Origin of the sequence: Mycoplasmopsis meleagridis (assembly GCF_900660695.1) — a bacterium.
Lineage (GTDB): Bacteria > Bacillota_I > Bacilli_A > Mycoplasmatales > Metamycoplasmataceae > Mycoplasmopsis > Mycoplasmopsis meleagridis.
This window is the reverse complement of record NZ_LR215042.1, coordinates 126922-153451: the sequence shown is the minus strand read 5'-3', so window position 1 is coordinate 153451 and position 26530 is coordinate 126922. Positions and strand designations below refer to the sequence as shown.

The 26530-nt window shown below is 31.1% G+C and carries 34 protein-coding genes, 2 tRNA genes and 2 rRNA genes; 5 read left to right on the top strand and 33 right to left on the bottom strand.

Annotated features, from left to right (window positions below):
• Nucleotides 1-7: 7 nt before the first annotated feature.
• The 30 genes from rpsK to rpsJ form a co-directional block, all read right to left on the bottom strand.
• On the bottom strand, nt 8-394 hold the full coding sequence (gene rpsK / locus EXC33_RS00790; RefSeq protein WP_046096684.1) for a 30S ribosomal protein S11: 387 nt from the start codon (nt 392-394) through the stop codon (nt 8-10).
• Between the two features lie 18 nt (nt 395-412).
• Nucleotides 413-781, bottom strand: a complete 369-nt coding sequence (rpsM, locus tag EXC33_RS00785) for a 30S ribosomal protein S13 (RefSeq protein WP_046096683.1) — start codon at nt 779-781, stop codon at nt 413-415.
• Nucleotides 782-784: 3 nt separating this feature from the next.
• On the bottom strand, nt 785-898 hold the full coding sequence (gene rpmJ / locus EXC33_RS00780) for a 50S ribosomal protein L36 (protein ID WP_046096682.1): 114 nt from the start codon (nt 896-898) through the stop codon (nt 785-787).
• A gap of 8 nt (nt 899-906) precedes the next feature.
• Nucleotides 907-1122: a translation initiation factor IF-1 gene (gene infA / locus EXC33_RS00775; RefSeq protein WP_046096681.1), complete on the bottom strand. Its 216-nt coding sequence runs from the start codon at nt 1120-1122 to the stop codon at nt 907-909.
• Nucleotides 1122-1871, bottom strand: coding sequence for a type I methionyl aminopeptidase (map, locus tag EXC33_RS00770; RefSeq protein ID WP_046096680.1), 750 nt, complete (start codon nt 1869-1871; stop codon nt 1122-1124). The genes infA and map overlap by 1 nt, the downstream gene beginning before the upstream one ends.
• A gap of 132 nt (nt 1872-2003) precedes the next feature.
• A complete protein-coding gene (locus EXC33_RS00765; RefSeq protein ID WP_082065476.1) occupies nt 2004-2657 on the bottom strand; it encodes an adenylate kinase family protein in 654 nt (217 codons plus the stop codon).
• A complete protein-coding gene (secY, locus tag EXC33_RS00760; RefSeq protein WP_082065474.1) occupies nt 2651-4150 on the bottom strand; it encodes a preprotein translocase subunit SecY in 1500 nt (499 codons plus the stop codon). The genes EXC33_RS00765 and secY overlap by 7 nt, the downstream gene beginning before the upstream one ends.
• Before the next feature lie 187 nt (nt 4151-4337).
• Nucleotides 4338-7225 (bottom strand): 23S ribosomal RNA (locus tag EXC33_RS00755).
• A 290-nt stretch (nt 7226-7515) separates the two neighbouring features.
• A 16S ribosomal RNA gene (locus EXC33_RS00750) occupies nt 7516-9030 on the bottom strand.
• The 16S and 23S rRNA genes sit together here, the layout of an rRNA operon.
• Before the next feature lie 110 nt (nt 9031-9140).
• Nucleotides 9141-10919, bottom strand: a complete 1779-nt coding sequence (locus EXC33_RS00745) for an MAG3240 family lipoprotein (protein ID WP_046096734.1) — start codon at nt 10917-10919, stop codon at nt 9141-9143.
• Between the two features lie 96 nt (nt 10920-11015).
• Entirely contained in the window at nt 11016-11456 is a 441-nt protein-coding gene (rplO, locus tag EXC33_RS00740; protein ID WP_058947991.1) for a 50S ribosomal protein L15, read from the bottom strand.
• A 37-nt stretch (nt 11457-11493) separates the two neighbouring features.
• Nucleotides 11494-12162, bottom strand: coding sequence for a 30S ribosomal protein S5 (gene rpsE, locus EXC33_RS00735; protein WP_046096733.1), 669 nt, complete (start codon nt 12160-12162; stop codon nt 11494-11496).
• A complete protein-coding gene (gene rplR, locus EXC33_RS00730) occupies nt 12162-12518 on the bottom strand; it encodes a 50S ribosomal protein L18 (protein WP_046096732.1) in 357 nt (118 codons plus the stop codon). Before rplR ends, rpsE begins: the two co-directional genes overlap by 1 nt.
• Nucleotides 12519-12536: 18 nt before the next feature.
• Nucleotides 12537-13082 (bottom strand): 50S ribosomal protein L6, encoded by a 546-nt coding sequence (gene rplF / locus EXC33_RS00725; RefSeq protein WP_046096731.1) that lies wholly within the window; start codon nt 13080-13082, stop codon nt 12537-12539.
• A gap of 11 nt (nt 13083-13093) precedes the next feature.
• A complete protein-coding gene (rpsH, locus tag EXC33_RS00720; RefSeq protein ID WP_046096730.1) occupies nt 13094-13489 on the bottom strand; it encodes a 30S ribosomal protein S8 in 396 nt (131 codons plus the stop codon).
• Between the two features lies 1 nt (nt 13490).
• Nucleotides 13491-13676, bottom strand: coding sequence for a type Z 30S ribosomal protein S14 (locus tag EXC33_RS00715; protein WP_046096729.1), 186 nt, complete (start codon nt 13674-13676; stop codon nt 13491-13493).
• 2 nt (nt 13677-13678) lie between these two features.
• A complete protein-coding gene (gene rplE, locus EXC33_RS00710) occupies nt 13679-14227 on the bottom strand; it encodes a 50S ribosomal protein L5 (protein ID WP_046096728.1) in 549 nt (182 codons plus the stop codon).
• Between the two features lie 2 nt (nt 14228-14229).
• Nucleotides 14230-14547 (bottom strand): 50S ribosomal protein L24, encoded by a 318-nt coding sequence (gene rplX, locus EXC33_RS00705; RefSeq protein ID WP_046096727.1) that lies wholly within the window; start codon nt 14545-14547, stop codon nt 14230-14232.
• Nucleotides 14548-14554: 7 nt separating this feature from the next.
• Nucleotides 14555-14923 (bottom strand): 50S ribosomal protein L14, encoded by a 369-nt coding sequence (rplN, locus tag EXC33_RS00700; RefSeq protein ID WP_046096726.1) that lies wholly within the window; start codon nt 14921-14923, stop codon nt 14555-14557.
• Between the two features lie 3 nt (nt 14924-14926).
• Nucleotides 14927-15199, bottom strand: coding sequence for a 30S ribosomal protein S17 (rpsQ, locus tag EXC33_RS00695; protein ID WP_046096725.1), 273 nt, complete (start codon nt 15197-15199; stop codon nt 14927-14929).
• Nucleotides 15199-15399 (bottom strand): 50S ribosomal protein L29, encoded by a 201-nt coding sequence (rpmC, locus tag EXC33_RS00690; protein ID WP_046096724.1) that lies wholly within the window; start codon nt 15397-15399, stop codon nt 15199-15201. Before rpmC ends, rpsQ begins: the two co-directional genes overlap by 1 nt.
• Entirely contained in the window at nt 15399-15833 is a 435-nt protein-coding gene (gene rplP / locus EXC33_RS00685) for a 50S ribosomal protein L16 (protein ID WP_046096723.1), read from the bottom strand. Before rplP ends, rpmC begins: the two co-directional genes overlap by 1 nt.
• Nucleotides 15833-16486 carry a 30S ribosomal protein S3 gene (rpsC, locus tag EXC33_RS00680; RefSeq protein ID WP_046096722.1) on the bottom strand — a complete coding sequence of 218 codons (654 nt, stop codon included), beginning with the start codon at nt 16484-16486 and terminating at the stop codon, nt 15833-15835. The genes rplP and rpsC overlap by 1 nt, the downstream gene beginning before the upstream one ends.
• 16 nt (nt 16487-16502) lie before the next feature.
• On the bottom strand, nt 16503-16844 hold the full coding sequence (rplV, locus tag EXC33_RS00675; protein ID WP_046096721.1) for a 50S ribosomal protein L22: 342 nt from the start codon (nt 16842-16844) through the stop codon (nt 16503-16505).
• Nucleotides 16845-16846: 2 nt separating this feature from the next.
• Complete coding sequence (gene rpsS / locus EXC33_RS00670; protein WP_046096720.1) at nt 16847-17122, bottom strand: 30S ribosomal protein S19; 276 nt, start codon at nt 17120-17122, stop codon at nt 16847-16849.
• Complete coding sequence (gene rplB / locus EXC33_RS00665) at nt 17122-17967, bottom strand: 50S ribosomal protein L2 (protein WP_046096719.1); 846 nt, start codon at nt 17965-17967, stop codon at nt 17122-17124. Before rplB ends, rpsS begins: the two co-directional genes overlap by 1 nt.
• A 67-nt stretch (nt 17968-18034) precedes the next feature.
• Entirely contained in the window at nt 18035-18511 is a 477-nt protein-coding gene (gene rplW, locus EXC33_RS00660) for a 50S ribosomal protein L23 (RefSeq protein WP_046096718.1), read from the bottom strand.
• A 2-nt stretch (nt 18512-18513) separates the two neighbouring features.
• Nucleotides 18514-19488, bottom strand: coding sequence for a 50S ribosomal protein L4 (gene rplD, locus EXC33_RS00655; protein ID WP_046096717.1), 975 nt, complete (start codon nt 19486-19488; stop codon nt 18514-18516).
• Nucleotides 19489-19499: 11 nt separating this feature from the next.
• Nucleotides 19500-20291 (bottom strand): 50S ribosomal protein L3, encoded by a 792-nt coding sequence (rplC, locus tag EXC33_RS00650; protein ID WP_063725428.1) that lies wholly within the window; start codon nt 20289-20291, stop codon nt 19500-19502.
• Between the two features lie 15 nt (nt 20292-20306).
• Nucleotides 20307-20612, bottom strand: a complete 306-nt coding sequence (rpsJ, locus tag EXC33_RS00645) for a 30S ribosomal protein S10 (RefSeq protein WP_046096715.1) — start codon at nt 20610-20612, stop codon at nt 20307-20309.
• Nucleotides 20613-20978: 366 nt separating this feature from the next.
• On the opposite strand from rpsJ, the gene recA reads away from it, so the two are divergent.
• The 3 genes from recA to EXC33_RS00630 all read left to right on the top strand — a co-directional run bounded on the left by recA (nt 20979) and on the right by EXC33_RS00630 (nt 23885).
• Nucleotides 20979-21968, top strand: coding sequence for a recombinase RecA (gene recA, locus EXC33_RS00640; protein WP_046096714.1), 990 nt, complete (start codon nt 20979-20981; stop codon nt 21966-21968).
• 64 nt (nt 21969-22032) lie between these two features.
• The gene (locus tag EXC33_RS00635) at nt 22033-22545 is read left to right on the top strand and encodes an MAG0490 family ComEA-like DNA-binding protein (RefSeq protein ID WP_046096713.1); all 513 of its coding nucleotides are present in this window, start codon (nt 22033-22035) and stop codon (nt 22543-22545) included.
• On the top strand, nt 22470-23885 hold the full coding sequence (locus tag EXC33_RS00630; protein WP_046096712.1) for an MAG0480 family ComEC-like protein: 1416 nt from the start codon (nt 22470-22472) through the stop codon (nt 23883-23885). The genes EXC33_RS00635 and EXC33_RS00630 overlap by 76 nt, the downstream gene beginning before the upstream one ends.
• A gap of 15 nt (nt 23886-23900) precedes the next feature.
• Here EXC33_RS00630 and EXC33_RS00625 read toward each other — a convergent pair.
• Nucleotides 23901-23977: transfer RNA gene (locus EXC33_RS00625), tRNA-Arg, on the bottom strand.
• Nucleotides 23978-23979: 2 nt separating this feature from the next.
• Nucleotides 23980-24055 (bottom strand) — tRNA-Cys (locus EXC33_RS00620).
• Nucleotides 24056-24277: 222 nt separating this feature from the next.
• On the opposite strand from EXC33_RS00620, the gene rplJ reads away from it, so the two are divergent.
• Both rplJ and rplL read left to right on the top strand, forming a co-directional pair.
• Nucleotides 24278-24781 (top strand): 50S ribosomal protein L10, encoded by a 504-nt coding sequence (gene rplJ / locus EXC33_RS00615; RefSeq protein ID WP_046096711.1) that lies wholly within the window; start codon nt 24278-24280, stop codon nt 24779-24781.
• 36 nt (nt 24782-24817) lie between these two features.
• Nucleotides 24818-25189, top strand: a complete 372-nt coding sequence (rplL, locus tag EXC33_RS00610; protein WP_046096710.1) for a 50S ribosomal protein L7/L12 — start codon at nt 24818-24820, stop codon at nt 25187-25189.
• Nucleotides 25190-25223: 34 nt separating this feature from the next.
• On the opposite strand, the gene EXC33_RS00605 is transcribed toward rplL, so the two are convergent.
• Nucleotides 25224-26486: a BMP family ABC transporter substrate-binding protein gene (locus EXC33_RS00605; protein ID WP_046096709.1), complete on the bottom strand. Its 1263-nt coding sequence runs from the start codon at nt 26484-26486 to the stop codon at nt 25224-25226.
• Nucleotides 26487-26530 lie beyond the last annotated feature (44 nt).

Here is a 26530-nt window from a genome sequence, read left to right as displayed (position 1 = left end):
GACTTAATTATCTTTGTTTTTCACGTTTTAGAATACGTTTTGGAGGTCTAGTTCCATTATGTGGAATTGGTGTAACATCTTTGATTTCAGTTACTGTGATACCTACAACTTCAATTTGTTTACGAGCAGAATCTTTTCCTGCTCCTAAACCTTTAAGTCTAACTTTAACGCTTTTAATGCCATGTTCCTTAGCTGCTTCTGCTGCTGCTTGCGCTGCTAGAGAAGCTGCATAAGGAGTTTTTTTCTTAGAACCTTTATAACCAATAGCGCCAGAAGAGCTTCAAGCAATTACATTACCAAATTCGTCTGTAAAAGTAACAATAGTATTTTGATTAGTTGAGTGAATATGAGCAATTCCGTTAGTAATATTTTTCTTTTTAGTTTTTCTTGCCATGATAAATTCCTCTTAATCCTATTTACCTTTTTTACCAGCTACTGTTTTTCTAGGACCTTTACGAGTTCTAGCATTTTTTTGAGTACTTTGTCCTCTAACAGGTAATCCTTTACGATGTCTAATACCACGATAACATTTAATTTCCATTAAACGTTTAATGTTAAGACTAACTTCTCTATGCAAGTCGCCTTCAGTAGTATATTTAGCAGCTTCACTACGTAATTTTTGTAATTGTTCTTCGGTTAAATTTTTAGTTCTAATATTTTCACTTACATTTGCAGCCTTGCAAATTTCTTCTGCTCTACTTCTCCCAATACCATAAATATAAGTTAAAGAAATAACAATACGTTTATGATTAGGAATTTCAACATTTAAAATTCTAGCCATATTTTATCCTTGTCTTTGTTTGTGTTTAGGTTGTGAGCAAATTACTCTAATAATCCCTTGGCGTTTGATAATACGGCAATCTTTGCACATTCTTTTAACGCTAGCTCTAACTTTCATAATTCTCCTTATTTGTGTCTGTAGGTAATTCTGCCCAAATTAAGATTATAAGGACTAATTTCTACATCCACAGTATCGCCAGGCAAAATACGAATGTGATTAACTCTAATTTTGCCTGAAATGTGAGCTTTAATTAACATGCCATTTTCTAATTCAACTTCATATTCGTCAGTAGAAAAAGCTTGTCTAACTTTAGCGGTCATTTTAATAGCATCTTTTGCCATTAAATTCCTTTCGTTAAAACTATACCCTTGCCATTTTTAATTAATACAGTATGTTCATAATGAGCAGAGTTTAATCCGCTAGCACTAACGACTGTTCACCCATCTTTTTTCAATTTGACTTGATTATTTTTTTGTAAAACCATTGGTTCAATACAAATAACCATGCCATCTCTTAATAATGGGCCACTATGAGCTTTACCTTCATTTGGTACATAAGGATCTTCGTGCACATTAAGGCCAATTCCGTGTCCAGTATATTCTTTAGGGGTATAGAAATTATATTTCTTTATAACATTACCAATTGCATTACTTATATCGCCTATTCTAGCGCCCTTTTTAATAGCTTTTAGTCCTTTTTCAAAAGCTTCTTTAGAGCATTTAATTAGCAATTCATCTATTTGAGTGATTTTGCCTACTCCTTTAGTAAAAGCGCTATCACTATTGTATCCTTGATAGGTACAACCTAAATCAACACTTACTAAATCACCTTCTTTAAGAACATATGCACTTGGTATTCCGTGAATCAATTCATCATTTACTGAAATGCATGCTGTAGCAGGGAAACCATATAGGCCCTTAAAAGCAGGCAACGCATTTCTTTTTACTATTTCATTAAAAGCAATTGAATCAAGATCTTTTAATGAAACGCCTGGTCTTATGAAATCTCATAAAATCTTTTTGACTTCTGCCAGAATTTGACAACTTTTAGTAATTTTAGCAATTTCCTCTTCACTTTTTATACTAATCATGTTGTCTCCTCGCACTCTATATAAAATAAAGAAAATAAAGCCTAAGCCTTATAATCAACATATTATGTGCCTAAGAATTATATATTAATATTAGATAAAGTAAATTAACTTTTGCAAGTTAATTCTTGTTCTTTATAACTTTAAATAATCTAATATTTGTTTCACAACACTTTCTGGTTTTCCAGAAGCGTCAAAAATTTGTAAGTTATTATTTTCTCTAAAATAATCTAATAAAGGAGCTGTTGATTTTTTATAGACTTCTTGTCTAACTTTTATATTTTCGATGCTATCATCTTTACGCATTTCTAACAAATTCTGACAATTATCACATCTGTCATTTAACTTTGAAGGCATAGAGAAAATATTAAAATTTTTACCACAATTGGGACAAAATCTTCTTCCATTTAATCTTTGCATAATTAATTCGTTAGGAGCTACTAATTCGATTACTTCATAACTAAAATTACTAATATTATTAAGAAAATGTACTTGTTCTAAAGTTCTAGGATAGCCATCTAAAATTACTCTTTCTCCTTTTTCCATTAATTCTTCTAATTTTTCTTTAACTATTTGATTAGTTACTTCATCGGGAACATATAGTCCATTTTCTACATATTTAGCTAGTTCTAATCCTAATTTAGTTTTTTTAGCTATTGCTTCTCTAAAAATACTTCCAGTAGAAAGATGTTTCATGCCTGTTTTTTGTGCTAAAAAAGTTGCAGTAGTTCCTTTTCCTACTCCAGGAGGTCCCATAAATACTATATTTGGTAAACTATTTTTTATCATAATAATCCATCTCCGTTTTTATTAGACTTATTATCTTTTTTCTTTTGTGATTTTTTAGCATAATCGTCTAATGAAATAACCGTGTTTTTTTTAGATTTTAAAAATTCAGCATTCATTTTTGATAAAGTTTTTTGTTTTGAAAGAATTTGGCTTTTAAGTCTTGCTTGAAATTGTTGAATTGTTTCCAAAGAAACAGTTACTAAAATCATCAATCCTGTTCCGCCAAAACTTATTACTGGAGGCAAATCAAAAGCTATAATCATTACATATTGCATAGCAGCCATTATCACTAAATAAAAACCACTAAAAATTGCTAAACGCATAACAACACCTATCAAATAATCTTCTGTTTGTTCTCCAGGCTTAAGACCAGGAATAAAAGTGGAATTTTTTGCAAAGTCTTCTGCTATTTTATCTACTTTGGATTGTTGTAATCCAATTAGAAAACTAAATAGAAAGGTTATAACTACTAATAATGTTAATCCTAATGGTTTTGTAAATTGTAAATTGTAAGTCATTCAAATTTTAGCTAAACTATCTTCTGGTAAAATCCTTGCTATCATTAACGGAAAGGAAATAAGCAAAGAGGCAAAAATGATAGGCATTATCCCACCAGGATTAAGTTTGATTGGTAATTTCCCCATTTCATTAATATTTTTGCTTCTTCCTGCTCCTATTTGTTGAATAGGAATGTGACGTTCAGAATTGTAAATAAAAGCAATAATAAAAACAACAAGTAAATAAACGAATAGATAAATCATAAATTTAATCACACCTACTAAGCGTGATGCAGTTTCATCTGAACCTATAAAAAAGTTAAATGCTCCACCAAATTGTGCAGGTAATTGAAATGAAATACCTACAAAAATAATTAAAGATGTTCCATTACCTATACCTTTATTAGTTATTTCTTCAGCTAAAAAAAGAGAAAATAGCGAAGCTGAAATCAATATAATTGGTAATAAAAAATAAACTGTTAAATTTTGTAAATTCGAATCATTATTTAAAGGAATGAATTGAATAAAAGGATTATTTCCTGCTCCTAGAGATTGTGTTAATAAAACTGCTTGAGGATAAGCTATAACCAACGTAAGAATTCTAGTAATTACATTTATTTTTCTTCTCCCTTGTGGACCGCTTTGACTTAATTTATAAAGAACTGGAACTGCTCTAGTTTGCAAAAGAGACATGATTAAGGATGCATTAATAAAAGGACTAATTCCTAAAGCTACTAAAGAAAAATTTCTTAATCCCCCTCCGCCTACTAAATTTAAAGTATTGAGGAAAGCGTCTTCGTTAATCAAATTGCTATTTCTGATTCTAACAAAGGGAGCTTGAATTGTAGTAGCTAAAATATAAATTGTTAAAAGAAATAAAGTAAAAAAAATTTTTTTTAGAAGGTCTTTGTTTGATCAAAAATCGACTCAACGATTATTGAGTTTACTAAATAAATTTGAAAAACCATAAGAAAATGATTGTCAAAAGTTTTTCATCCTTATTCCCCTAAAAAATACACATTAATTATATTAAAAAATACTTTTTCTGTGAGTATTAAAAAAGTGGAAAAACTTTTTTAATTTGCTCAAGAGAGAAATAAAAAAGCACCTAAGTGCCATGTTCTTTGAAAACTGAATAGTATACTTTTTATGACTCATTGAAATGCTTTAAATACACATAACAACTTTTAAACCTTTCGATTTATTAGTAATGGTCAGCTCAACGTATTACTACGCTTACACATCCATCCTATCAACCTCATAGTCTATAAGGAATCTCAAGGGAATACTTATCTTTGAGGAGGCTTCCCACTTAGATGCTTTCAGCGGTTATCCTTTCCGTACTTAGCTACCCTGCTATGCTGCTGGCGCAACAACAGGAACACCAGTGGTACGTCCACTCCGGTCCTCTCGTACTAAGAGCGGCTCTCATCAATATTCCAACGCCCACATCAGATAGGGACCAAACTGTCTCACGACGTTTTGAACCCAGCTCGCGTACCGCTTTAATGGGCGAACAGCCCAACCCTTGGAACCGACTCCAGCTCCAGGATGCGATGAGCCGACATCGAGGTGCCAAACCTTGCCGTCGATGTGATCTCTTGGGCAAGATAAGCCTGTTATCCCCAGGGTAACTTTTATCCGTTGAGCGACTGCCATTCCACAATGCACAGCCGGATCACTAAGTCCTGCTTTCGCACCTGCTCGACTTGTAAGTCTCACAGTCAAGCACACTTCTACCTTTGCGCTCTACATACGGTTTCTGACCGTATTGAGTGTACCTTTGAACGCCTCCGTTACTCTTTAGGAGGCGACCGCCCCAGTCAAACTACCCACCATGCACTGTCCTCCTACCCGATTATGATAGCAAGTTAGAAACTCAATATAACAAGGGTGGTATTTCAAGGTTGACTCCTTTAGAACTGGCGTTCTACTATCATAATCTCCCACCTATCCTACACATGTTAGACCAAGTTTCAATACAAAGTTATAGTAAAGCTCCATGGGGTCTTTTCGTCTTGATGCGGGTACCCAGCGTTTTCACTGGGACCATAATTTCACCGAGTCTAGTGTTGAGACAGTTGAGAGATCATTGCGCCTTTCGTGCAGGTCAGTATTTAGCCGACAAGGAATTTCGCTACCTTAGGACCGTTATAGTTACGGCCGCCGTTCACCCGGGCTTCATTTCAACGCTTCGCAAATGCTAACGCATCCACTTAACCTTCGGGCACTGGGCAGGCTTCACCCCCTATACATCACCTTGCGGTTTAGCAGAGAGCTGTGTTTTTGATAAACAGTTGCCCCTCATAATTTACTGTGACCTATATGTTACTATAGGTTCCCCTTCTTGCGAACTTACGGGGTCATTTTGCAGAGTTCCTTAACACTAGTTTTCTCGCTCGCCTTAGAATACTCATCTAGGGGACGTGTGTCCGTTCTTGGTACAGGTTTCCATAAACTTAAGTTTAGAAGCTTTTCTTGGAAGCGTGAAATCACTTAATTCGCACAAATGTGCTATGCATCGTATCTTTCGGTTATGGCCTGCGGATTTGCCTACAGTCCCCAATTGATACTTACCCTGCTAATCCAATAAGCAGTAAAGTTATCCTTCTCCGTCACTCCATCACATTTATAGAAAGTACAGGAATATTAGCCTGTTGTCCATCGACTACGCCTGTCGGCCTCGCCTTAGGTCCTGACTAACCCTGGGTGGACGAACCTTGCCCAGGAAACCTTCCCCAATAGGCGTCGTAGATTCTCACTACGAATCGTTACTCATACCGGCATTCTCACTTCTTAGCGCTCCACTAATCCTTACAGTTTAGCTTCACCGCCCTAAGAACGCTCCTCTAACGTACAAAATGTACCCGCGGCTTCGGTATCATGTTTTAGTCCCGTTAAATTATTGGCGCAAGATCTCTTGACTAGTGAGCTATTACGCACTCTTTAAAAGGTGGCTGCTTCTAAGCCAACTTCCTAGTTGTTTGTGAAATCTCACAACCTTTCTCACTTAACATGATTTTGGGACCTTAGCCGACGATCTGGGTTGTTACCCTCGCGAGCCGGGACGTTAGCACCCCGGTTCCGACTGCATGATAATTCATAATGGTATTCGGAGTTTGATTATAGTCAGTACAGCTAGGCGCCGCCATTCCATATTCAGTGCTCTACCACCAAAATTTAACATCACACGCTAGCCCTAAAGCTATTCCGAGGAGAACCAGCTATCTCCAAGTTCGATTGGAATTTCTCCGCTATTCACAAGTCATCCGGGCACTTTTCAGCGTACTACGGTTCGGCCCTCCACTCGGTATTACCCAAGCTTCAGCCTGCTCATGAATAGATCACCTGGTTTCGGGTGTACTTCAACATACTAAAACGCCCTATTAAGACTCGATTTCTCTACGGCTCCGCTTTTTGCTGCTTAACCTCGCATGTTAAAGTAACTCGCCGGTCCATACTGCAAGATGTACGCCATCACCCATAAACGGGCTCTGACTAATTGTAAGTAAGTGGTTTCAGAATCTATTTCACTCCCCTTTCGGGGTTCTTTTCACCTTTCCCTCACGGTACTATTCCACTATCGGTGTCTGATTAGTATTTAGCCTTACCGGGTGGTCCCGGCAGATTCAGACAGGGTTTCACGTGCCCCGCCCTACTCAGGATACGACCAAGAGATTAAACAATTTCGCATACGGGGATATCACCCTCTATGTCGCTTCTTCCCAAAAGCTTCTGCTATCGTTTAATTTTATAACTCTACATAGTTCGTCCTACAACCCCATTAAAATGGTTTGGGCTCTTTCTCTTTCGCTCGCCGCTACTAAAGAAATCATTAAATTTATTTTCTTTTCCTCTTGCTACTAAGATGTTTCAGTTCGCAAGGTGTCTCACTCATTTTTCTATGGATTCAAAAAATGGCAATTAGGCATTACCCTAATTAGGTTTCCCCATTCGGAAATCCCCGTTTCATAGCATATATCCGGCTCAACGAGGCTTATCGCAGGTAATCACGTCCTTCATCGACTTTCAGACCCAAGGCATCCACCACAAACTCTTTATTATTTAAAAGTATGTTCCTATTTGGTTAATGATGTGTATTTTAAAACATTTCAATAAATCATAAATAATGATTACTCGATGATCAAAACAAATTGACAAATTTATTTGTTTAGATGTCGTTGTAAATATTATCAAAATAATTTACTATTCAGTTTTCAAAGAACAATTGAGAGAATGTTCTCTCAAAACTAGATATATAACTCAGAGCCTTAAACCAAGTCATGACAATATTAAAATAACAGGCTTAAAGGTTAATTTTAGTCCCAATGATTAAATAAATTAACTAATGTACTCCGTAGAAAGGAGGTAATCCATCCCCACGTTCTCGTAGGGATACCTTGTTACGACTTAACCCCAGTCACCAGTCCTGCCTTAGGCAGTTTGTAATTAAACCGACTTCGGGCATTACCAGCTCCCATGGTTTGACGGGCGGTGTGTACAAGACCCGAGAACGTATTCACCGTAGCGTAGCTGATCTACGATTACTAGCGATTCCGACTTCATGTAGTCGAGTTGCAGACTACAATCCGAACTGAGATCGGTTTTTTGAGGTTTGCTCCCTGTCACCAGTTTGCTTCTCTTTGTACCGACCATTGTAGCACGTGTGTTGCCCCACTCGTAAGAGGCATGATGATTTGACGTCGTCCCCACCTTCCTCCCAATTACTCGGGCAGTCTCCTTAGAGTGCTCAACTTAATGCTAGTAACTAAGGACAAGGGTTGCGCTCGTTGCAGGACTTAACCGAACATCTCACGACACGAGCTGACGACAACCATGCACCATCTGTCATTCTGTTAACCTCGACTATATCTCTATAGCTTTGCAGAAGATGTCAAGAGTGGGTAAGGTTCTTCGCGTATCTTCAAATTAAACCACATGCTCCACCGCTTGTGCGGATCCCCGTCAATTCCTTTAAGTTTTATTCTTGCGAACGTACTACTCAGGCGGATCATTTAATGCGTTAGCTGCGCCGACGAATTTTCCATCAGCTAATGATCATCGTTTAGGGCGTGGACTACCAGGGTATCTAATCCTGTTTGCTCCCCACGCTTTCGTCTCTCAGTGTCAGTATACGCCCAGTTAGCTGCCTTCGCCATGTTGGTGTTCTTCCTTATATCTACGCATTTCACCGCTTCACAAGGAATTCCGCTAACCTCTACGTAACTCTAGTATGCCAGTATCCAACGCGCTTTGGGGTTGAGCCCCAAGTTTTAACGCCAGACTTAACAAACAACCTACAGACGCTTTACGCCCAATAATTCCGGATAACGCTTGCGACCTATGTATTACCGCGGCTGCTGGCACATAGTTAGCCGTCGCTTTCTAATAAGGTACCGTCAGGATAAATGCATTTCCTCATTTATTTTTTCTTCCCTTACCACAGCAGTTTACAACCCATAAGGCTTTCATCCTGCACGCTGTGTCGCTCCATCAGACTTTCGTCCATTGTGGAATATTCCCTACTGCTGCCTCCCGTAGGAGTCTGGGCCGTATCTCAGTCCCAGTGTGGCGGTTCAGTCTCTCAACCCCGCTAAACATCATTGCCTTGGTGGGCCGTTACCTCACCAACTAGCTAATGTTACGCACCCCGCTCTTTTAGCGAAGCTTAAAGGCTTCTTTCATATAAATTTCATGCGAAAAATATACATATTCGGTATTATCAAATGTTTCCACTTGCTATCCCAATCTAAAAGGTACGTTGAGTACGTGTTACTCACCCATTCGCCGCTAAGTTCCGAAAAACTTCGCTCGACATGCATGTATTAGGCACACAGCCAGCGTTCATCCTGAGCCAGGATCAAACTCTCGAAAAAATTGACTGTCATGTTTATATATCTAGTTTTCAAAGAACAATATACTTGAAAAATGAAATCAAGCTTAATAATAATAACAAAAAAATAAAAACAAAAAATAATTTTTTATTTTATTTTATGTAAGGCAAAGTTTTGCCGTAAATAGGTTGATTTAAATACTCATTATCGGCATTTTTTCTGCGTTCATTTTTTGCTTTCTCAATGTCAGAAAAATCTGTTCCTGAAAATCCTTTTAAAATGAAAATTTTATTTCTATTTTTATCGCTTAACATACTTTTATTATTGTAGTCAATAAAATCTACTTTAAAAGGTATTGTTCCTAATTCATTTTTATAGTTATAAAAATCATTTTCTGGATCAATTTCAACTTTAACTTCTCTTATTAAAGAATCATTTTTCTTAATAAAATAAAGGAGCACAAATTGCGAAAAAATTAAGGAGAGTTTTTTTTCAATTTCTTTTTTATTACTAATTACATATAAATTACTAAAATCGTACATATTTCTATTGTTTCAAAGTTGCAAATTATTAACATTTTTTTCAATTAAAAAATTCATGATTGTTAGTAAATTAGCATCAAAAAATGAATCAGCATTAATTGCTTTAGGATAATTAACATTTCCATTAATAACTTCTAAATTAGAATATGATCAATAATTATTTTTATTTTTTTTGTCTAAAAGATTTAATTCGTTTTCGATATAAAACCCATTAAATAGATGATGATGGGGTGTGAAATTAATTGAATATCAATTGTAATATTTGTTTGTTTTTGTATCTTTAACAAGCATTTTACCTATAGCATAACTATCATTTAGTAAATTAGTGATTTCAAAATTTTCTATCTCGTAATTAGTATCATTATTAGCATCAGTTATATACATGTAATCTTTGAAATTGTCTACTAAGTATTTGAAGCCATTTAAGTTAAATTCTAAGTATTTACTGTTAGGATGCATTAATGAATCAAAATCTACTAAGTTAAATAAATTATCTTTAAATTTAATTGTTGGATTATTAACTTCTTCACTGAAATTAGTCACACTTACATTTTTATCAAGTAAATTTAAAGAAATATTTTTTTTACTTTTTTTATCTATCAAGTTAGGATAAAACTTGGCATAATCGATAAAATTAGTTAAATAAAAATATTCATGGAATTTTATGATTTTATTATCTTCATCAAGGAAAGAAAATTGAACTTTAATATTGTTCTTGTCTAAAATTAAATCATTGAACAAAATTTGTTTGATAATTTTATTTTTATAAACAAATCTATATTCGTTTAAATAAAAATTTAAAGTTAGAAGAAAGTAATTTTTCTGTTTATTACTATTTAAAAAAGCAATATTTCTCATTGAATTTAATTTATTTTTATTAGCAATCTTTAAAGGATTATTATTAGCTGCTAAATATAAAAAATACTGTAAATTAGGCAAATTATATAAAGCAGAATTATAATTGTTGCTATTATGAATAGTTCATAAGTTGTTTAAATACTCTTCCTGATTAAAGTCTTTATTTGGTAAAAAATTAAAAAGTATGTTCAAATCAGTAGATTGATCACTATTTTTTTTAATAATATATGAATTATTTTCTACTGTAGAGCTAGAATAATTTTTTAATTTTAAATTATTGCTAAGAGCATAATTTTTATTATTAATAACTAAAGAATTATTTTCAATTTTTAAAAAAACATTTTTATAGTCGTTGTTAATTAAATAATTATTTAGATAAAGCAATAATTGGTTTTTAGTTAACTCATTTGTTAAAGAAATTTTTTCGATAAGTTCAATTAATTTATTATTTTCCAAATCACTATTACATGAAGAAGAAATAAAAGGAAAAAATAAGAGGGGAATAAAAATTAAAAATTTTTTTTTCTTCATTTACTTCTCCTTTTTTATTATTTATAAATTAATAGCAAAATAATTTTATTTAATTATTAAATAAAAAATACTGGAATAATCCGGTATTTTTTAAAATTAAAGATAATTGAATTTTCCGCCTGCTGCTTCAATTGCGTTAATAGCGCTTTGCGAAGCATCATGTAATGTAATAATTAATTTTTTAGTTAATTTACCATTTCCTAATAATTTAACTGGTAATGATCTTTTAAGCAAATTAGCGGCAAAAAGTGCTTCTAAAGTTACTTCATCACCATTTTTAAATACTCTTTCTAAATCAGCTAGATTAACAATTTGATAAGAAATATGATTTACATTTGTAAAACCTCTTTTACCAATTCTTCTAAATCAAGGAGTTTGTCCTCCTTCAAAACCTAATCTATGACCATGACGTTTATTTTGCCCTGATTGACCTTTACCTGCTTGTTTACCTTTACCTGCTGCATGTCCTCTACCAACACGATGTTTTTCTTTACGAGCACCCTCAGTATAACTAAGTGAGTTTAATTTAATTTCCATAATTTACCTCTTATTAGCGTTTATTGAAAATAATATGTTACAATTCTTCAACTTTTTTATCTCTAACAAGTGCAATTTGTTCTGGCATTCTTAAATTACTTAATGCTTTTAAAGTTGCTCTAACAATGTTAGCTTTTGAACGCGAACCGTATGTTTTAGTATAAATATCTGTATATCCAGCTAATTCAACAACTGCTCTAACTGCTCCACTTGCAACAATTCCTTTACCTTTTGGTGCGGGTTTGAGCATAACTTTTGAAGCTAAAAATTTAGATTCAATAATGTGTGGAACTGTAATTTGTTTGTAAATAGGCACAGTAATAAGGTTATTTTTTGCATCCTTAATTGCTTTTTTAATTGCATCAGGAACTTCGTTTGCTTTTCCATGACCAAAACCAACATGACCTTTTTTATCACCTACTACAACAAAAGCTGAAAATGAGAATCTTCTTCCACCTTTAACAACTTTAGTAACACGAGCTATATTTACTACTTTTTCACTAAAATCATTATCTGGTTTTTCGAATCTATTATTTCTTTCATTGCGTTGAAATGATTTATTTTGTCTTGGTTTTTTATCAGTTTTTTCAATGTTTGAATTATTTTCGTTTGATAGTTTAACTCTTGGTCTTTTATCAGTTTTAGCCACAACTTCTTTTGTTGCGCTAGCTGATTTTTTGGGTTGTAAATCTTTATTTTCTGCCATTAGAATTTAACTCCTTTAGCGTGCTCTCTAACTGATTCAGCAAATGCTTTAACACGACCATGATATATATATCCACCACGATCAAATACTAACTCTTTGATTTTTAAATGATTAATTTTTTCTGCCATTAATTTGCCTAATTCTTTGGCTGATTGAATATTACCGTGATATTCACCTTTTTTATAAGTTGAAACAGCTACTAAGGTTATGCCTTTAACATCATCAATCAATTGTGCATAAAAATTTTGATGTGATTTAAATACATTAAGACGAGGTTTTTGGGCTGTACCGAAAATGTGTTGTCTTTCGCGTAAATGTTTAACTTTACGCGCTTCGTTACGAGATAATTGCGCCATAATTAACCCTTTCTAGCCTTATTTAGCGGCTGTTTTTCCTTCTTTACGACGAATAATTTCATCTTGATAAGCAATACCTTTACCTGAATAAGGATTAGGTTTTCTTACTTTTCTAACAATAGCAGCAAATTGTCCCACGGCTTCTTTATTAATGCCTGAAATAGTAATTTCTGTAGGTTTAGGTACTTCTACTTTAACATCACTAGGAATATCTAAATTAACTAAATGACTATAACCAGCAGCAATTTCTAAAATATTACCTTTTAGAGTTGCTTTGTAACCAACTCCTTTAATAACCAATTCTTTTTTGAATCCTTTTGAAGTTCCAATAAGCATATTAGAAATTAAGGCATTAGTTGTTCCATGTAATTGTTTGGTGTGTTTTTCTTCATTTGCTCTAATAGTAAAAATTTGATTATTTTCGATTTTAATGGTAATTAACTTACTGAAAGTTTGCACTAATTGACCTAAATTACCTTTTACTGTTAATGTATTAGTCTCTTTAGTTAAATCAACACTAACATTTGCAGGAATATTTAAAATTCTATTGCCAACACGAGACATAATTTAATACCTTATCAAATATAGGCAATAACTTCACCACCTACATTTTCCTTTCTAGCTTCTTTATCGGTCATTATACCTTTTGAAGTTGAAATAATAGCAATTCCATATCCTGATAAAACATGTGGTAATTTTTCAACTGATGCATAAACTCTTAAACCTGGTTTTGAAATTCTTTTAAAATCAATAATTGCTTTTTGACCATTTTTGTATTTTAAACTAACTTCGAATTCTTTATTTTTCCCTTCGCCTTTAACGTTATAGGATGTGATATATCCTTCCTTAACTAAGATATCTAAAATTTTGGCTTTTTTGAGTGAAAAAGGAATGTTTACAGTTTTAAATTTACGTTGATTAGCGTTTTTAATACGCACAATCATATCTGAAATAGGATCGGTTATAAACATCTTATCAACTCGCTTTCTTCATGCCTGGTATTTTGCCTTCGTGAGCTAAATTGCGGAAGCAAATACGGCAGATTTTGTATTTTCTTAAAACTGCATGAGGACGGCCACATAATTCACAACGAGTATAAGCTCTGGTTGAAAATTTAGGGTGTTTTTGCGCCTTAACTTTTAATGATTTTTTAGCCATAATTATTTATCTCCTTTTGCAAAAGGAACACCAATTAATTCCAATAACGCTTTAGCTTCTTTATCACTTTTTGCGGAAGTAATTAATTGCACATCTAAACCTTTAATACGACGAATTTTGTCAAATTCAATTTCTGGGAAAATAATTTCTTCTTTAATTCCTAATGAATAATTTCCTCTTGAATCAAAAGCTCTAGGATTAGCACCTTTAAAATCACGAATACGAGGCATGGCAACATTAATTAATTTATCAAGAAAATCTCACATTCTTTCTCTTCTTAAAGTTACTTTACCGCCCATTGGCATGCCTTCACGTAATTTTCATGAAGCATTTGATTTTTTGGCTCTAGTTTGGAAAGGTTTTTGCGAAGAAATAACAGTCAATTCATTAATAACTTCTTCAATTGCTTTAGAATTAGTCACTTCTTTGCCAGCAGTCATGTTAAGAACGATTTTTTCTAAACGAGGTACTTGCATTATTGATTTATATTGAAATTTCTCTTTTAATGCTGGGACAACGTTATTTTTATAATAATTTTGCAAATTACTCATAACTATAATTCCTTCTTAGTTCTACGACTAATTCTAACTTTTTTATCACCTTTAATTTCATAACCTATTTTGCTAAAAACAGCAGGTGAATTTTTTGTAGCTTTTTTAACTAAAATTGAAATATTTGACGCATGAATAGGAGCTTCTATTTGTTTAATTTGACCATCTTGTCCTTGTTGAGGTTTTATATGTTTAGTTACCTTATTGATGTCTTTAATTCAAACTAAGTTTCTTTTGTTATCTATTTTTTCGATTTTTCCAACTTTGTTTTTATGTGAACCTGCAATGATAACAACTTCATCATTTTTCTTAAATTTCATATTTCTCCTATAACACTTCTGGTGCTAACGAAATAATTTTTAGATAACCTTTATCACGTAATTCACGAGCAACAGGTCCAAAAACACGACTTCCTCTTAAAGAACCATCTTCTTTAATTAAAACAACTGCATTGTCATCAAATTTAATATGTGAACCATTTGTTCTTTTAATGCCATAAGTACTTCTTACAACAACAGCTTTAACAACTTGTCCTTCTTTAACTATTCCATTTGGAATAGCTTTTTTAACTGAACAAACAATAACATCGCCAATATTAGCCGTTTTTTTACGACTTCCACCTAAAACTCTAATTAAACCAACTTCTTTTGCTCCAGAATTATCTGCAACATTTAATTTTGAAAGTTCTAAAAGCATTTTTTATTTTTCACTTTCTTTTTCTCTTTGTTTAATTTCAACTAAACGAAAATGTTTGGTTTTTGATAATGGACGAGTTTCCATAATTGTAACAATATCATTAACTTGAGCTTTATTTGATTCATCATGTACTGCGAAGCGTTTTGTTGTTTTGAAACGTTTTGAATAAAGATTATGAGCTCTATAAGTTTCAACTTCAACATAAATAGTTTTACCGCCTCTAGAAGCTACAACCTTACCTTGTAATGATTTACGAGTTTTAACGATTCTTTTCATTATTTAGCTCCTTTGAGTTCAAGTTGTTTAATTGCTGTTAAAATCTTAGCAATATCTCTTCTAACTAATTTAATTTTATGGCTTTGTTCTAATGAAGTTGTTTTATTTTTGAATTTCAAAGTTCACAATTCTGCTCTTAAATCTACTAATAATTTTTGAAGTTCGTCAATTTTTTTATCTTTTAAGTCTTTAAAAAGCATTATTGTTGACCTCCTTCATTTTGATTAGTTTTTGCTACAATTCTCCACTTAACTGGCAATTTATGTCCACCTAATCTTAAAGCATCTCTTGCTATTTCTTCTTTAACGCCTGAAACTTCAAACATCATTGTGTTTTCTTTTACAGATGCATATCAAAATTCTGGGCTTCCCTTTCCAGAACCCATACGAACACCAATTGGTTTTGATGTTTTTTGAAAATGAGGGAAAATACGAATAATAACTTGACCTTCACGACCCATACGACGAGTAATCGCAATACGAGCGGCCTCAATTTGTCTTGCGGTAATAATTGAACCTGTGGTAGCTTGTAGGCCAAATTCACCAAATGATACTTTATTACCTTTATGCGCCTTTCTTTTTAAAGGATTAACTAAGAAAGGTTTACGATATTTTGTTCTTTTAGGTTGGAGCATTATTTATTTTCTCCTTCCTTAACTTCGCCTTTAGAAATCCATACTTTAACACCTATTGCTCCATATGTAGTTCTAGCAATAGCTTTAGCAAAATCAACATTTTGTCTTAAAGTGTGTAATTTCATTTCACCACGTGAATATCCTTCAGTTCTAGCCATATCAACGCCATTTAAACGACCTGAAACAGCAGTTTTTATTCCTTTTGCTCCCGCTTTTAAAGCATCATTGATTATCAATTTTTGAGCAATTCTAAAACTTTCACGATTTTCTAATTTTTGAGCAATTAATTCAGCTGCTAAACGAGCATTTAATGCTGGTTCTTTTAGTAAAACAACTTGTAAATTAATATCTGCTTTTTTATCTTTTAAAAATTTGTGTAAATTGGTATTTAAAAGTTCAATGTTTTTACCATTTTCACCTAATAATTTAGCTGGTGTTGCAGTATGTAAATAAACGATAATTTTACCTAAAGAATTTCTTTTAATTTCAACTTGTCCAATTTGATACTTACGTACTAATTTATCAAAGAATCTATAAATATTAGCATCTTGAACTAATAATTTACCATAAGTTGCTTTTTCAGCAAATCAGGTAGTATTGTGGTTTTTAGTAATACCATATCTAAAACCGTTTGGATTAACTTTTTGACCCATAATATACCTTACTTTCCTATTTTTTTTCTTCTAAAGTTATTGATAAATGACTTGTACGTTTGAAAATTGAATAAGCTCTTCCTTGCGAACGAGGTTGAAATCTCTTTAGTGTTGGACCCTCATTAACTAAAACTTCTTTAACAAATAATTTAGAAGCATCCATTCCATGATTGTTTGTAGCATTTGCTACTGCTGAGTTCACTAATTTAATAAATAATTCCGACGCTTTTTTGTTTGTATTGTTCAAAATACCAAGAGCAGTTCTAACTTCTTTGCCTCTAAATAAATCAGCGACTAATCTTGCTTTTCTAGCACTAATTCTTTGTGTTTTTACATGTGCTTTTGCTTGTTGAGCCATAATTATTTTTTACCCTTATCTGCGCCATGGCCTGAAAATGTTCTAGTTGGTGAAAATTCACCTAATTTATGACCAACCATATCGTCAGTTACATAAACATCAATAAATTTATGGCCATTATGAACTTGAAAAGTCAAACCAACAAAATCTGGGAAAATTGTTGATCTTCTTGATCATGTTTTAATTGGAGCTTTTTTTACTTTACCTTCAACAATTGCTTCAACTTTTTTAAGCAAATGCGAATCGGCAAAAGGACCTTTTTTAAGACTACGAGCCATTATTTAGTATCCTTTCTTCTTCTAATAATTAATTTGTTTGAAGCTTTTTTTGTTTTTCTTGTTTTTACGCCAAGAGCTTTTTTACCTCATGGTGTAAGAGGGGCTTTGCGTCCAACAGGTTGTTTACCTTCACCACCACCATGTGGGTGATCAACTGGATTCATTACTGAACCTCTAACTGTAGGTCTAACTCCCATATGTCTATTTCTACCAGCTTTACCTAAATTTACTAATAGGTGTTCTTCATTGCCAACTGAACCAACAGTTGCTCTACAACGAGCTAGAATACGACGTACTTCACCTGATTTAAGACGTAAAATAACGTATCTGCCGTTTTCATCTTTACCTAAAATTTGTGCGCTTGTTCCAGCTGATCTAGCAATTTGACCGCCTGCACCTGGTTGCATTTCAATATTATGAACAGTTGTTCCTTCTGGAATATTAGCTAAAGGTAATGCATTACCAACTAGAATATCAACATGTTCACCTGAAATAACCTCTTGCCCTAATTTGATTCCATTTGGAGCAAGAATATATCTTTTTTCTCCGTCAGCATAAGCCAATAAACAAATATTTGCTGAACGATTTGGATCATATTCAATAGATTTAACTACTGCAGGAATATTGTCTTTGTTACGTTTAAAGTCAATAAGTCTGTAAAATCTCTTTACTCTACCACCTTTATGTCTAACAGTGATTTTCCCTTGGTTATTACGACCTGATTTTTTCTTTAAAATCACCATTAAAGATTTTTCTGGTGTATGGCCACTTAAATTGGCATTATAATAAAGCGAAGACATATTACGGCGACCATTAGTAGTTGGCTTATAGTGTTTTATAGCCATTATTAACTGTCTCCTTTGCTTAAAAATAGTGAGGATTTTTTCTTTTAAGCAATTTTAATTTCCTCTTTTATGCTTCTTTTTTATTTCTGCTTACTGTTTTTCTTGCAGCAGAATTATTTGATTGTGCTTTATTTTTAACTGCACTGGCTTTTTTATTAGCGATTTTTTCTGCTAATAAAGCTTCCTTTGCTTTATTTTTAACTTTTGTTTCTTTGATTTGTTGTTCTTTTAATTCTTTTTTAACGTTTTCTTTTTCAGAATTTTCGTTTGGATAGTAATTAATTGAATAACCTTCTTTTAAAGTAACCATGGCTTTTTTATAACGATTCAAAAAACCTTCAAAACGTCCTACTCTTTTGTATTTTTTATCTACTTTAAGGGTATTAATTTTTTCTACTTTAACTTGAAATATTGTTTCAACAGCGTTTTTAATTTGATACTTATTGGCTGATCAATTTACTTCAAAAGTATAGATATTTTTAGCTTGTAAAAGGTTTGTTTTTTCAGTAAGAATAGGTTTTTTAATAACTTGTGTTAATTCCATTATTATCTATCTCCTCTTTCTTTAAATATCTCCAAACCTTCTTTTGAAAGAACTAAAACATCAGCTCAAATTAAATCTTCAATTAAAACAGAGTTAGGTCTTACTACATTAACATTTTGTAAATTAGCTAACGATTTTAAAACATTTTCATCATTATTAACAACTAAAATATGCTTTAAAGCAGTAATTTTTAAACTATTCAATTTAGTAACTGCATCTTTAGTTTTAATGCTGCCTATTTCAAAGTCATCTACAACAACAGCTTTATTTTTAGCTAATAAAGTAAGAGCTGAAACAAAAGCAGCTTTTTTAACTTTTTTATTAACTTTTAAATTGTAATTTCTTTCAGTAGAAGGACCAAATGCTCTCCCTCCTCCTACTCATATTGGCGATCTAGTAGAACCAGAACGAGCTCTTCCGGTTCCTTTTTGTCTTCATGGTTTTTTGCCACCACCTCTTACTTCAGCACGACTCTTAACTGAATGGGTACCTTGTCTTCTCGAAGCTCTTTCAGAAATAATTGAATCAAAAATTGCTTGAGAATAAATCTTATCGACATCAAAAATTTCTTGCGGAAGTTTAGATGTATCAAAATTCAAAACAGTATCTTTGCTAAAATCTAATTTAACAGGTTTTTTTACTTCTTTTTTAGGAGCTGGTTTATCAACAAGATTTTCTTTTTCGATGTATTCAATGGCTTCATGATCTTTAACTTTATCTTCACCCACTTTATTTACAATTATTCTTGCTTTTTCTAATCCTACGCTACCACGATATGCACCATCTCTATGGAATCAAACTCTTGTATCATTTTTACTTTTTTCACTAAGTTTAATGAATTCTTCAACTGCGCTTACAAATGTAGGAAAATTAGTATGTCTTTTGACGTTAGCTTTTTTCAAGTTAAAAGTAACATTTCGTGTTTTATCAAATTTTTCTGAAATATAGTATTTTTCTAATGTTGATTTTTGAGCCATTATTCTCCCTATTATTTAGCAGATTCTTCTTCTTTAGCACGAATTAATTTCTCTAATTCACTTGAATGCATACCAGCTAAAACTTCAATATTGTATTTTTTAGCTTTTTCAACTAATTCATTCATTTTTACAACTTCTTGAATATCAACTAACTTAGTTGCCGTAGGATTTGGTAAACCTTTAACGGCTTGTTTAATAACTACTAACCCTTTTTTAGCTCCTGGAATTGAACCTTTAACTAAAATGTAATTGTTTTGAGCATCAACTTTAATAATTTCCAAGTTTTGAATTGTAACTTTTTCAGCACCTAAATGACCTGGCATTGTCATGCCCTTAACGACACGATTACCACTAATATCACCTAGTGAACCTGTTTGTCTTACTGGCTTACTTCCGCCACCACCACCGTGTGATTTCGGTCCTATGTGTTGATTTCATCTCTTAATTGTCCCAGCAAAACCTTTTCCTTTTGATATTCCGCTAATATCTACTAATTCACCTGCAGAAAAAATATCTGCTGAAATAGTAACACCTAATTCATAGCCTTCCATGCCACGAATTTCTTTAATGAAGCGCTTAGGTGTTGTTTTAACTTGAGCAAATTGGCCTTTTAAAGGCTTGTTTGCTCTATTGTTTTTTAAATCTTCAACAGCTAATTGAGTAGCTACATACCCATTTTTTTCAACTGTTAAAACTTTAGACACAACATTCGGCTTAACTTCAATTACTGTCACTGGTATAGAAGCACCAATTTCAGTATAGATTTGAGTCATACCGATTTTACGTCCTAAGATTCCTTTCATAATTCTCCTTAAATTTTATTTTTGAGTAATTTGAATTTCAACGCCAGCTGGTAATTCAAATCTTTTAATTTGATCAATAGTTTTATCTGTTGGATTAATCAAAACGATTAAACGTTGATAAGTTCTTGATTCAAACTGTTCACGTGATTTTTTATTAACATGAACTGATCTTAAAATAGTTACTACTTCTCTCTTTGTTGGAAGAGGAATTGGACCACTTAATTGAACATTTTCTTTTTTGGCTATTTCAACTATTTTTTTAGTAGCAAAATCAACCAATTGATTTTCAAAAGATTTAACCTTGATATTTAATTTACTCACTTGTTGTCTCCTTTTTGTTCTTCAAGAACATTACTCCATGTAAATTACTTAATTCGCCCTCAACAACTCTTTTTGGCGTATCAACAACCTTACACTTCAAAGTAACATTGCTTTTCAATTATAAACGAAAGCTTAATTTTAAAAAATAAATATTATTATATTTAGGATAATTTATTTGCTTTGTTAAAAATAATCATTTTACTGTTAAAGGTATTTTTACAAGAAAAAAATTAACACTCTTTTTAATTTTTTAAAACAGTAAAATTAATAAAAACAAAAAATAGCTACTAATTAGGATTTTTTACTCTTTTTTATTAATTTCATTGTTTTTTATTCTTCTTAGTAATTAAGTAGTGGAGGAAAAACATGAACAAAATAGAAAAAAAACAAATAGATGAAGCTTTAAAAGAAATATCTAAAAAATTTGGTGATGAAGCAATAAGGATTTTAGGAGAAGAGAATTTAGACGAACATATTGAAACATTTTCTTCCGGTTCATATTTACTCGATAATGCTATTGGAATAGGCGGCTATCCTAAAGGAAGAATTATTGAAATTTTTGGTCCGGAAAGTAGTGGTAAAACAACTCTTTGTTTACATGCAATTTCAGAAGTTCAAAAATTAGGAGGAATTTGTGCCTTCATTGATGCCGAACATTCAATGGATCCAATTTATGCTAAAAATTTAGGAGTTAAACTTGATGAATTAATTATTAGTCAACCTGATAGTGGAGAACAAGCTTTAGAAATAGTAGATATATTGGCAAAAAGCGGTTCTATTGACTTAATTGTTGTAGATAGCGTAGCTGCATTAGTTCCTGAAGCAGAATTAAATGGTGACATGCATGACATGACAATAGGTTCGCAAGCACGTTTAATGTCAAAAGCACTAAGAAAAATAACAGCTTCTTTGAATAAAAATAAAACTACTGTAATTTTTGTTAATCAAATTAGAGAAAAAATTGGAGTAATTTTTGGTAATCCAGAAACTACAGCAGGGGGAAGAGCATTAAAATTCTATTCTTCTATCAGGCTTGAAGTTAGAAAAAGCACTTCAATAGTAGAAGGAAAAGATATAACTGGAAATGAAATAAAAGTAAAAGTAGTTAAAAATAAAGTCTCTGCACCATATAAAAGTTTTACAACACAAATTATTTTCGGCAAAGGTATTGATGCACTAAATGAATTAATCGATATGGCTACTGAATTAAATATTTTCAATAAAAAAGGGACTTGATACTATTATGAAGATAAAAATATTGCTCAAGGTAAAAAAGCTTTAAAAGATTTATTAAGTCAAAATTTAGAATTTAAAAAAGAAATTGAAAATCTTGTCAATAAAAAAATAGGAAACTAAAAAGATAAAAATACTAATTTTGTCTTTTTTTTATCAATTTTGTCAATTTAACTAATTAAGAAGTATGAAAAGGAAAATATGGTGATGATCAATAGGAGTAATAAGTATTAGCGTAATATCTTTAATTTCAAGTGCCTTTATTTATACAAACAACGATACTTTAATTGTTAGAAAAAATGAAAAAGAGATAAATAATAACCTAGTAAATATAGAGTTTGTCGGTGCTGTTGAAGGAATAAATAAAATTAAAGTTATTAAAAATAGTTTGCTCAAAGAAATAATAAAAAAAGTAAAAATAAGTAAAAAAGCAAATTTAAGTAATTTAAATTTGAACAAAATATTAGCAACAGATCAAATTATTAGAATTCCTTACAAAACAAGTGAAATAAATAAAAAAAATATCAATGATATTAAAAACATTAATGACTTTAAAAATTTAAAACTTTCTTCCTCTTTAAGCAAAAGTATTATCAATTTTATAAAAAAGAAAAAAATAAATAAATGAGATGAATTATTAGCTATACGTGGATTAGGTGAAAAAACTTTAGAGAAGTTGCAAAAAAATTTTTTAATCTAAAAAGTTACATATATTTTTTACTATCAATTCTTATTTCTTTTTTACTAGTTAATGCTGTTGAATATTGATATTTTTTTATACTTCCTTTTAGTATCCTATTAATTATTAATTTGTTAAAAAATAAATGATTATTTTTATTAAATTTAATTATCTTAATTTACTTTATAGCCTATAAAATAATTAAATATGAAAAAATAGATGAAAATATTTATTACATAAATGCAAACATAAGAAAAAGTTATGAAAAATATTTTCTAATTAATTATAAAAATCAAAATATTATTGTTTTTCATAATTATTATTCAAAAAATTTATATATTCCCCCATTTAGTAATATTGAAATAGAGGGAAAAATAATTCCTTTTAAGTTAAATAATAGTAATCTATTTCTTTGAAAAAAAGAATATAACATTAACTATCAACTAATAGACTATAGTATTAAAAATATCATTAGACCCAAAATTTCTTTACAAGATCAGTTAATAAATAATTTAAATTCCAATTTACCCTATTTTAATCGTTATTGAGCAAAAATAGTCTTTGGTATAAATAACGAAAATAATTTAGATTTTAATGACAACATTAATCAATTGGGAATTAGCCACATTTTTGTAATTTCAGGATTTCATTTAGATATTTTGTTTGTTGTATTAACATTTCATAAATTTAAAAATAAAAAAATAGATATTTTTTACAATTCATGTATTTTCACTTTTATTTTTCTCTATATAACACTATTATTTAATCCTATTTCTGCTATTAGAGCTTTTATAATGAAATTAATAGATTTTATTTATAAAATGACAAACAAAGGACAAAAAATAAACACTTTTTCATCATTAATAATCGCTGCTTTTTTACTTTGAGTAATTAACAACAATTGAATTTATTCTTTAAGTTATTATTTCACTATTAGTAATACTTTTTGAATAATATTTTTTAACAAATTACTAAGAAAAAATGAAAAACTTAGAGATAAAAAAATTTTTTCTTTTTTTATTTTGATGAATATTATTTGCCTAATAAATGCATTCAATATTGCGATTATAAACTCTAATATTAGTTGACTAAATATTTTTTGAAATTTACTTTTTAGTCCTATTATCGAAATAGTTTATATTTTTTCAATATTATTTTGATGATCCGATTATTTTTTAAATTTTGTTTTCTTTCTACTTGATAGATTATTAATTTTTGCTAATTCAATAAATCTAGTTACTGAAATAAATTATGTTTTTGATTTAAACTATCTTTACCTATATTTTCAATTTTTATTATTCACAGTCTTTTTAATTAAAGTAATTGCTTATAGAATAAAAAACAAAAAACTACGTTTGTAGCGTAGTTTTTTCATATGGCGATCCCAAGAAGAGTCGAACTCCTAACCTTTTGGGCCGTAACCAAACGCTCTGTCCAATTGAGCTATGGGATCACTGGAGGCACCAACGGGACTCGAACCCGTAAATCAAAGTTTTGCAGACTCATGCCTTGCCAATTTGGCTATGGTGCCGAAAGTTTTAATTATTATATAAAACTTTAAGGCGGGGACACAAAATTACCCTTTAATTATACAACTTAATAAATTTTAATTAATTAATAATTGATTTGTCCAATTTAATTTAAAATATATAAAGCAATACATGAAGAAAGTAACGGCTTATGCTTAATTATGTTACCTAATGTATATATCATCCTGTATTGCCTTTTAAAAATGATGAAAGGAGATATACTTATGCATCAACCAAAAGAATCTGCTTTTAGATTAATAAAAAAAGAAACTGTACAAGAAATTAATGATAAGTTAAAGGCTTCTAAATCATTAGTTGTTGCTGAATATCGTGGTTTAAGTGTTGAAGATTTAACGAAATTACGTATTTTAGCTAAGAAAATTAATGTTGAAGTTAAAGTATTTAAGAATCGTTTATTTAAACTAGCAGCAAAAAATAATAACTTTGCAGAATTAAATGAACATTTAGTTGGTCCAAACATTTTCTTTTTTAGTAAAGATGATGAATTATCAGCTTTTAAACTAGTTTCTTCGTTCGCAAAAGAAAACAAATTATTGATAGCTAAAGCTGGTATTTTCGAAAATAAAGTAGTCAATGCTAATGGCGTTATTGAAATTGCTTCTTTGCCAAACTATGAAGAAGCACTTACAATTCTTGCTCGTTCACTTATGAACCCATTACAACAACTTTCTCTATCATTAAAACTACTTAGTGAGAAAAAAGAATAACTCGATAAATAATTCAATTAACACGAAAGGATAATCATGGCAAAAATAGAAAAACAATCATTTATTGAATCATTAAAAGAAATGTCAATTAAAGAAATTATGGAACTAGTAGAAGCAATGAAAGAAGAATTTGGTATTGATCCTTCTGCTGTTGCAGTTGCTGCTGCTCCTAGCGGCGCTGCAGAAGCTGAAGAAAAATCATCTGTTTCAGTTCTTATTACTTCTGATAATGGTAAAAAATTAGCTATTGTTAAAGCAGTTAAAGAATTATTAAACTTACCTTTAATGGAAGCTAATAAACTAGTTTCAACTCTTCCTGCTACAGTTAAAGAAAACATCTCTCCTGCTGAAGCAGAAAACATAAAAGCTCAATTAGTCGAAGCAGGCGCTTCAGTTGATATAAAATAAAAAAACACTTGAACGTGTTTTTTTATTTCTCCTATTATTTTGTTGCTTTGGCTAATTCGTTAAGTCTTTCTTGAATATTAGTAAATGCATTTCCTTCCATAGTTGCTTTACTACTATTTATTCATTCTCTTTCTTGACTATTAAGATTTTTGAATATTTCTTTCGAATCATCTAAAGCTCTTTCTGCTCTTGGAGCATCATCGACTACATGAGTAGAAGAAACATTAACTCAATCTTCGCTAACACCTCTTTTAATCACTGCATTATTTTCTAACAATTTGAATCCATTTAATTTACTAAAGTCTTTTTTGATAATGTAAGAAACACTTTCGTATACTGATTGTGCAATATTTTTAAGAACGCTAGTAAAATACTTGCTAGAATGTGCACTATCTGCTAATGATTGATCAGTATCAACACCAACAACATATTTCGTTGATGGTTTAGCTGAAATAAATTGAGTTCAAAGTCCCCCTACAGGCAATGTTATAGTTGGATTTAAACTAACTGAATTATTTTCAACTTCTGATTGTTTATTTTGTGCTGTGATATCAAAAAGAGCATTTACATAAACTTGATCATTTCTAGTTAAAGAATGAAGTTTTTTAGTCGGATTTTTAGTATTTCAATACAAAATACCTTTTAAAAATCCTTCCATATAATCAGTTACTCCGTCGAATAATTGGCCTCCAAAAGTGTTAAAAGTACGTTTTTCTTCAGGGAGAGTGCTCAAATATTCTCCTGCTGCATAACCCGCTATAAAGCCACCTTCTTTAGAGTTGTACAATAGAGAAATTACATTTCCGTTAGTAATTGAAGGATCTGTTTCAAAATCTACTGTTACAACAATTATTTTATTGTCAATAAATTTTTGTTTATTACTTTGATAATATTCTTCAAAAGGAGTTTTATTGTCAAAACCAACTAGAACTCATATCGTTGAACCTTGTAGCATTGCAGTGTCATAAATATTTTTAAAATTCTTACTTGCATCTAATTCAAAAGCATCATATTTTTCAAGAGGAATATTATTATGTTCAGCTAATTGAATAATACCTTCTCATCCTGATTGATGAAAAGAATTATCATATAAATTACCATCAGGAATTAAAGCTATTTTAGGAGCATTAAGAGCTTCTTCCTCAGTTAAATCTAAGTTATTTTTAAAGTTAACTTTAGCAATCAATTCTTTAGGTTTTTTAGGATGTTCTGTTGAACAAGAAACAGCTGCTAGAGCAATTGGCAAAACACTTAAAGGCATTGAAGTTAAAATTAAATTTTTAAAATATTTTTTCATAATTCTCCTTAAAAATTTGAGTAATAATATTATAAAGATTTATT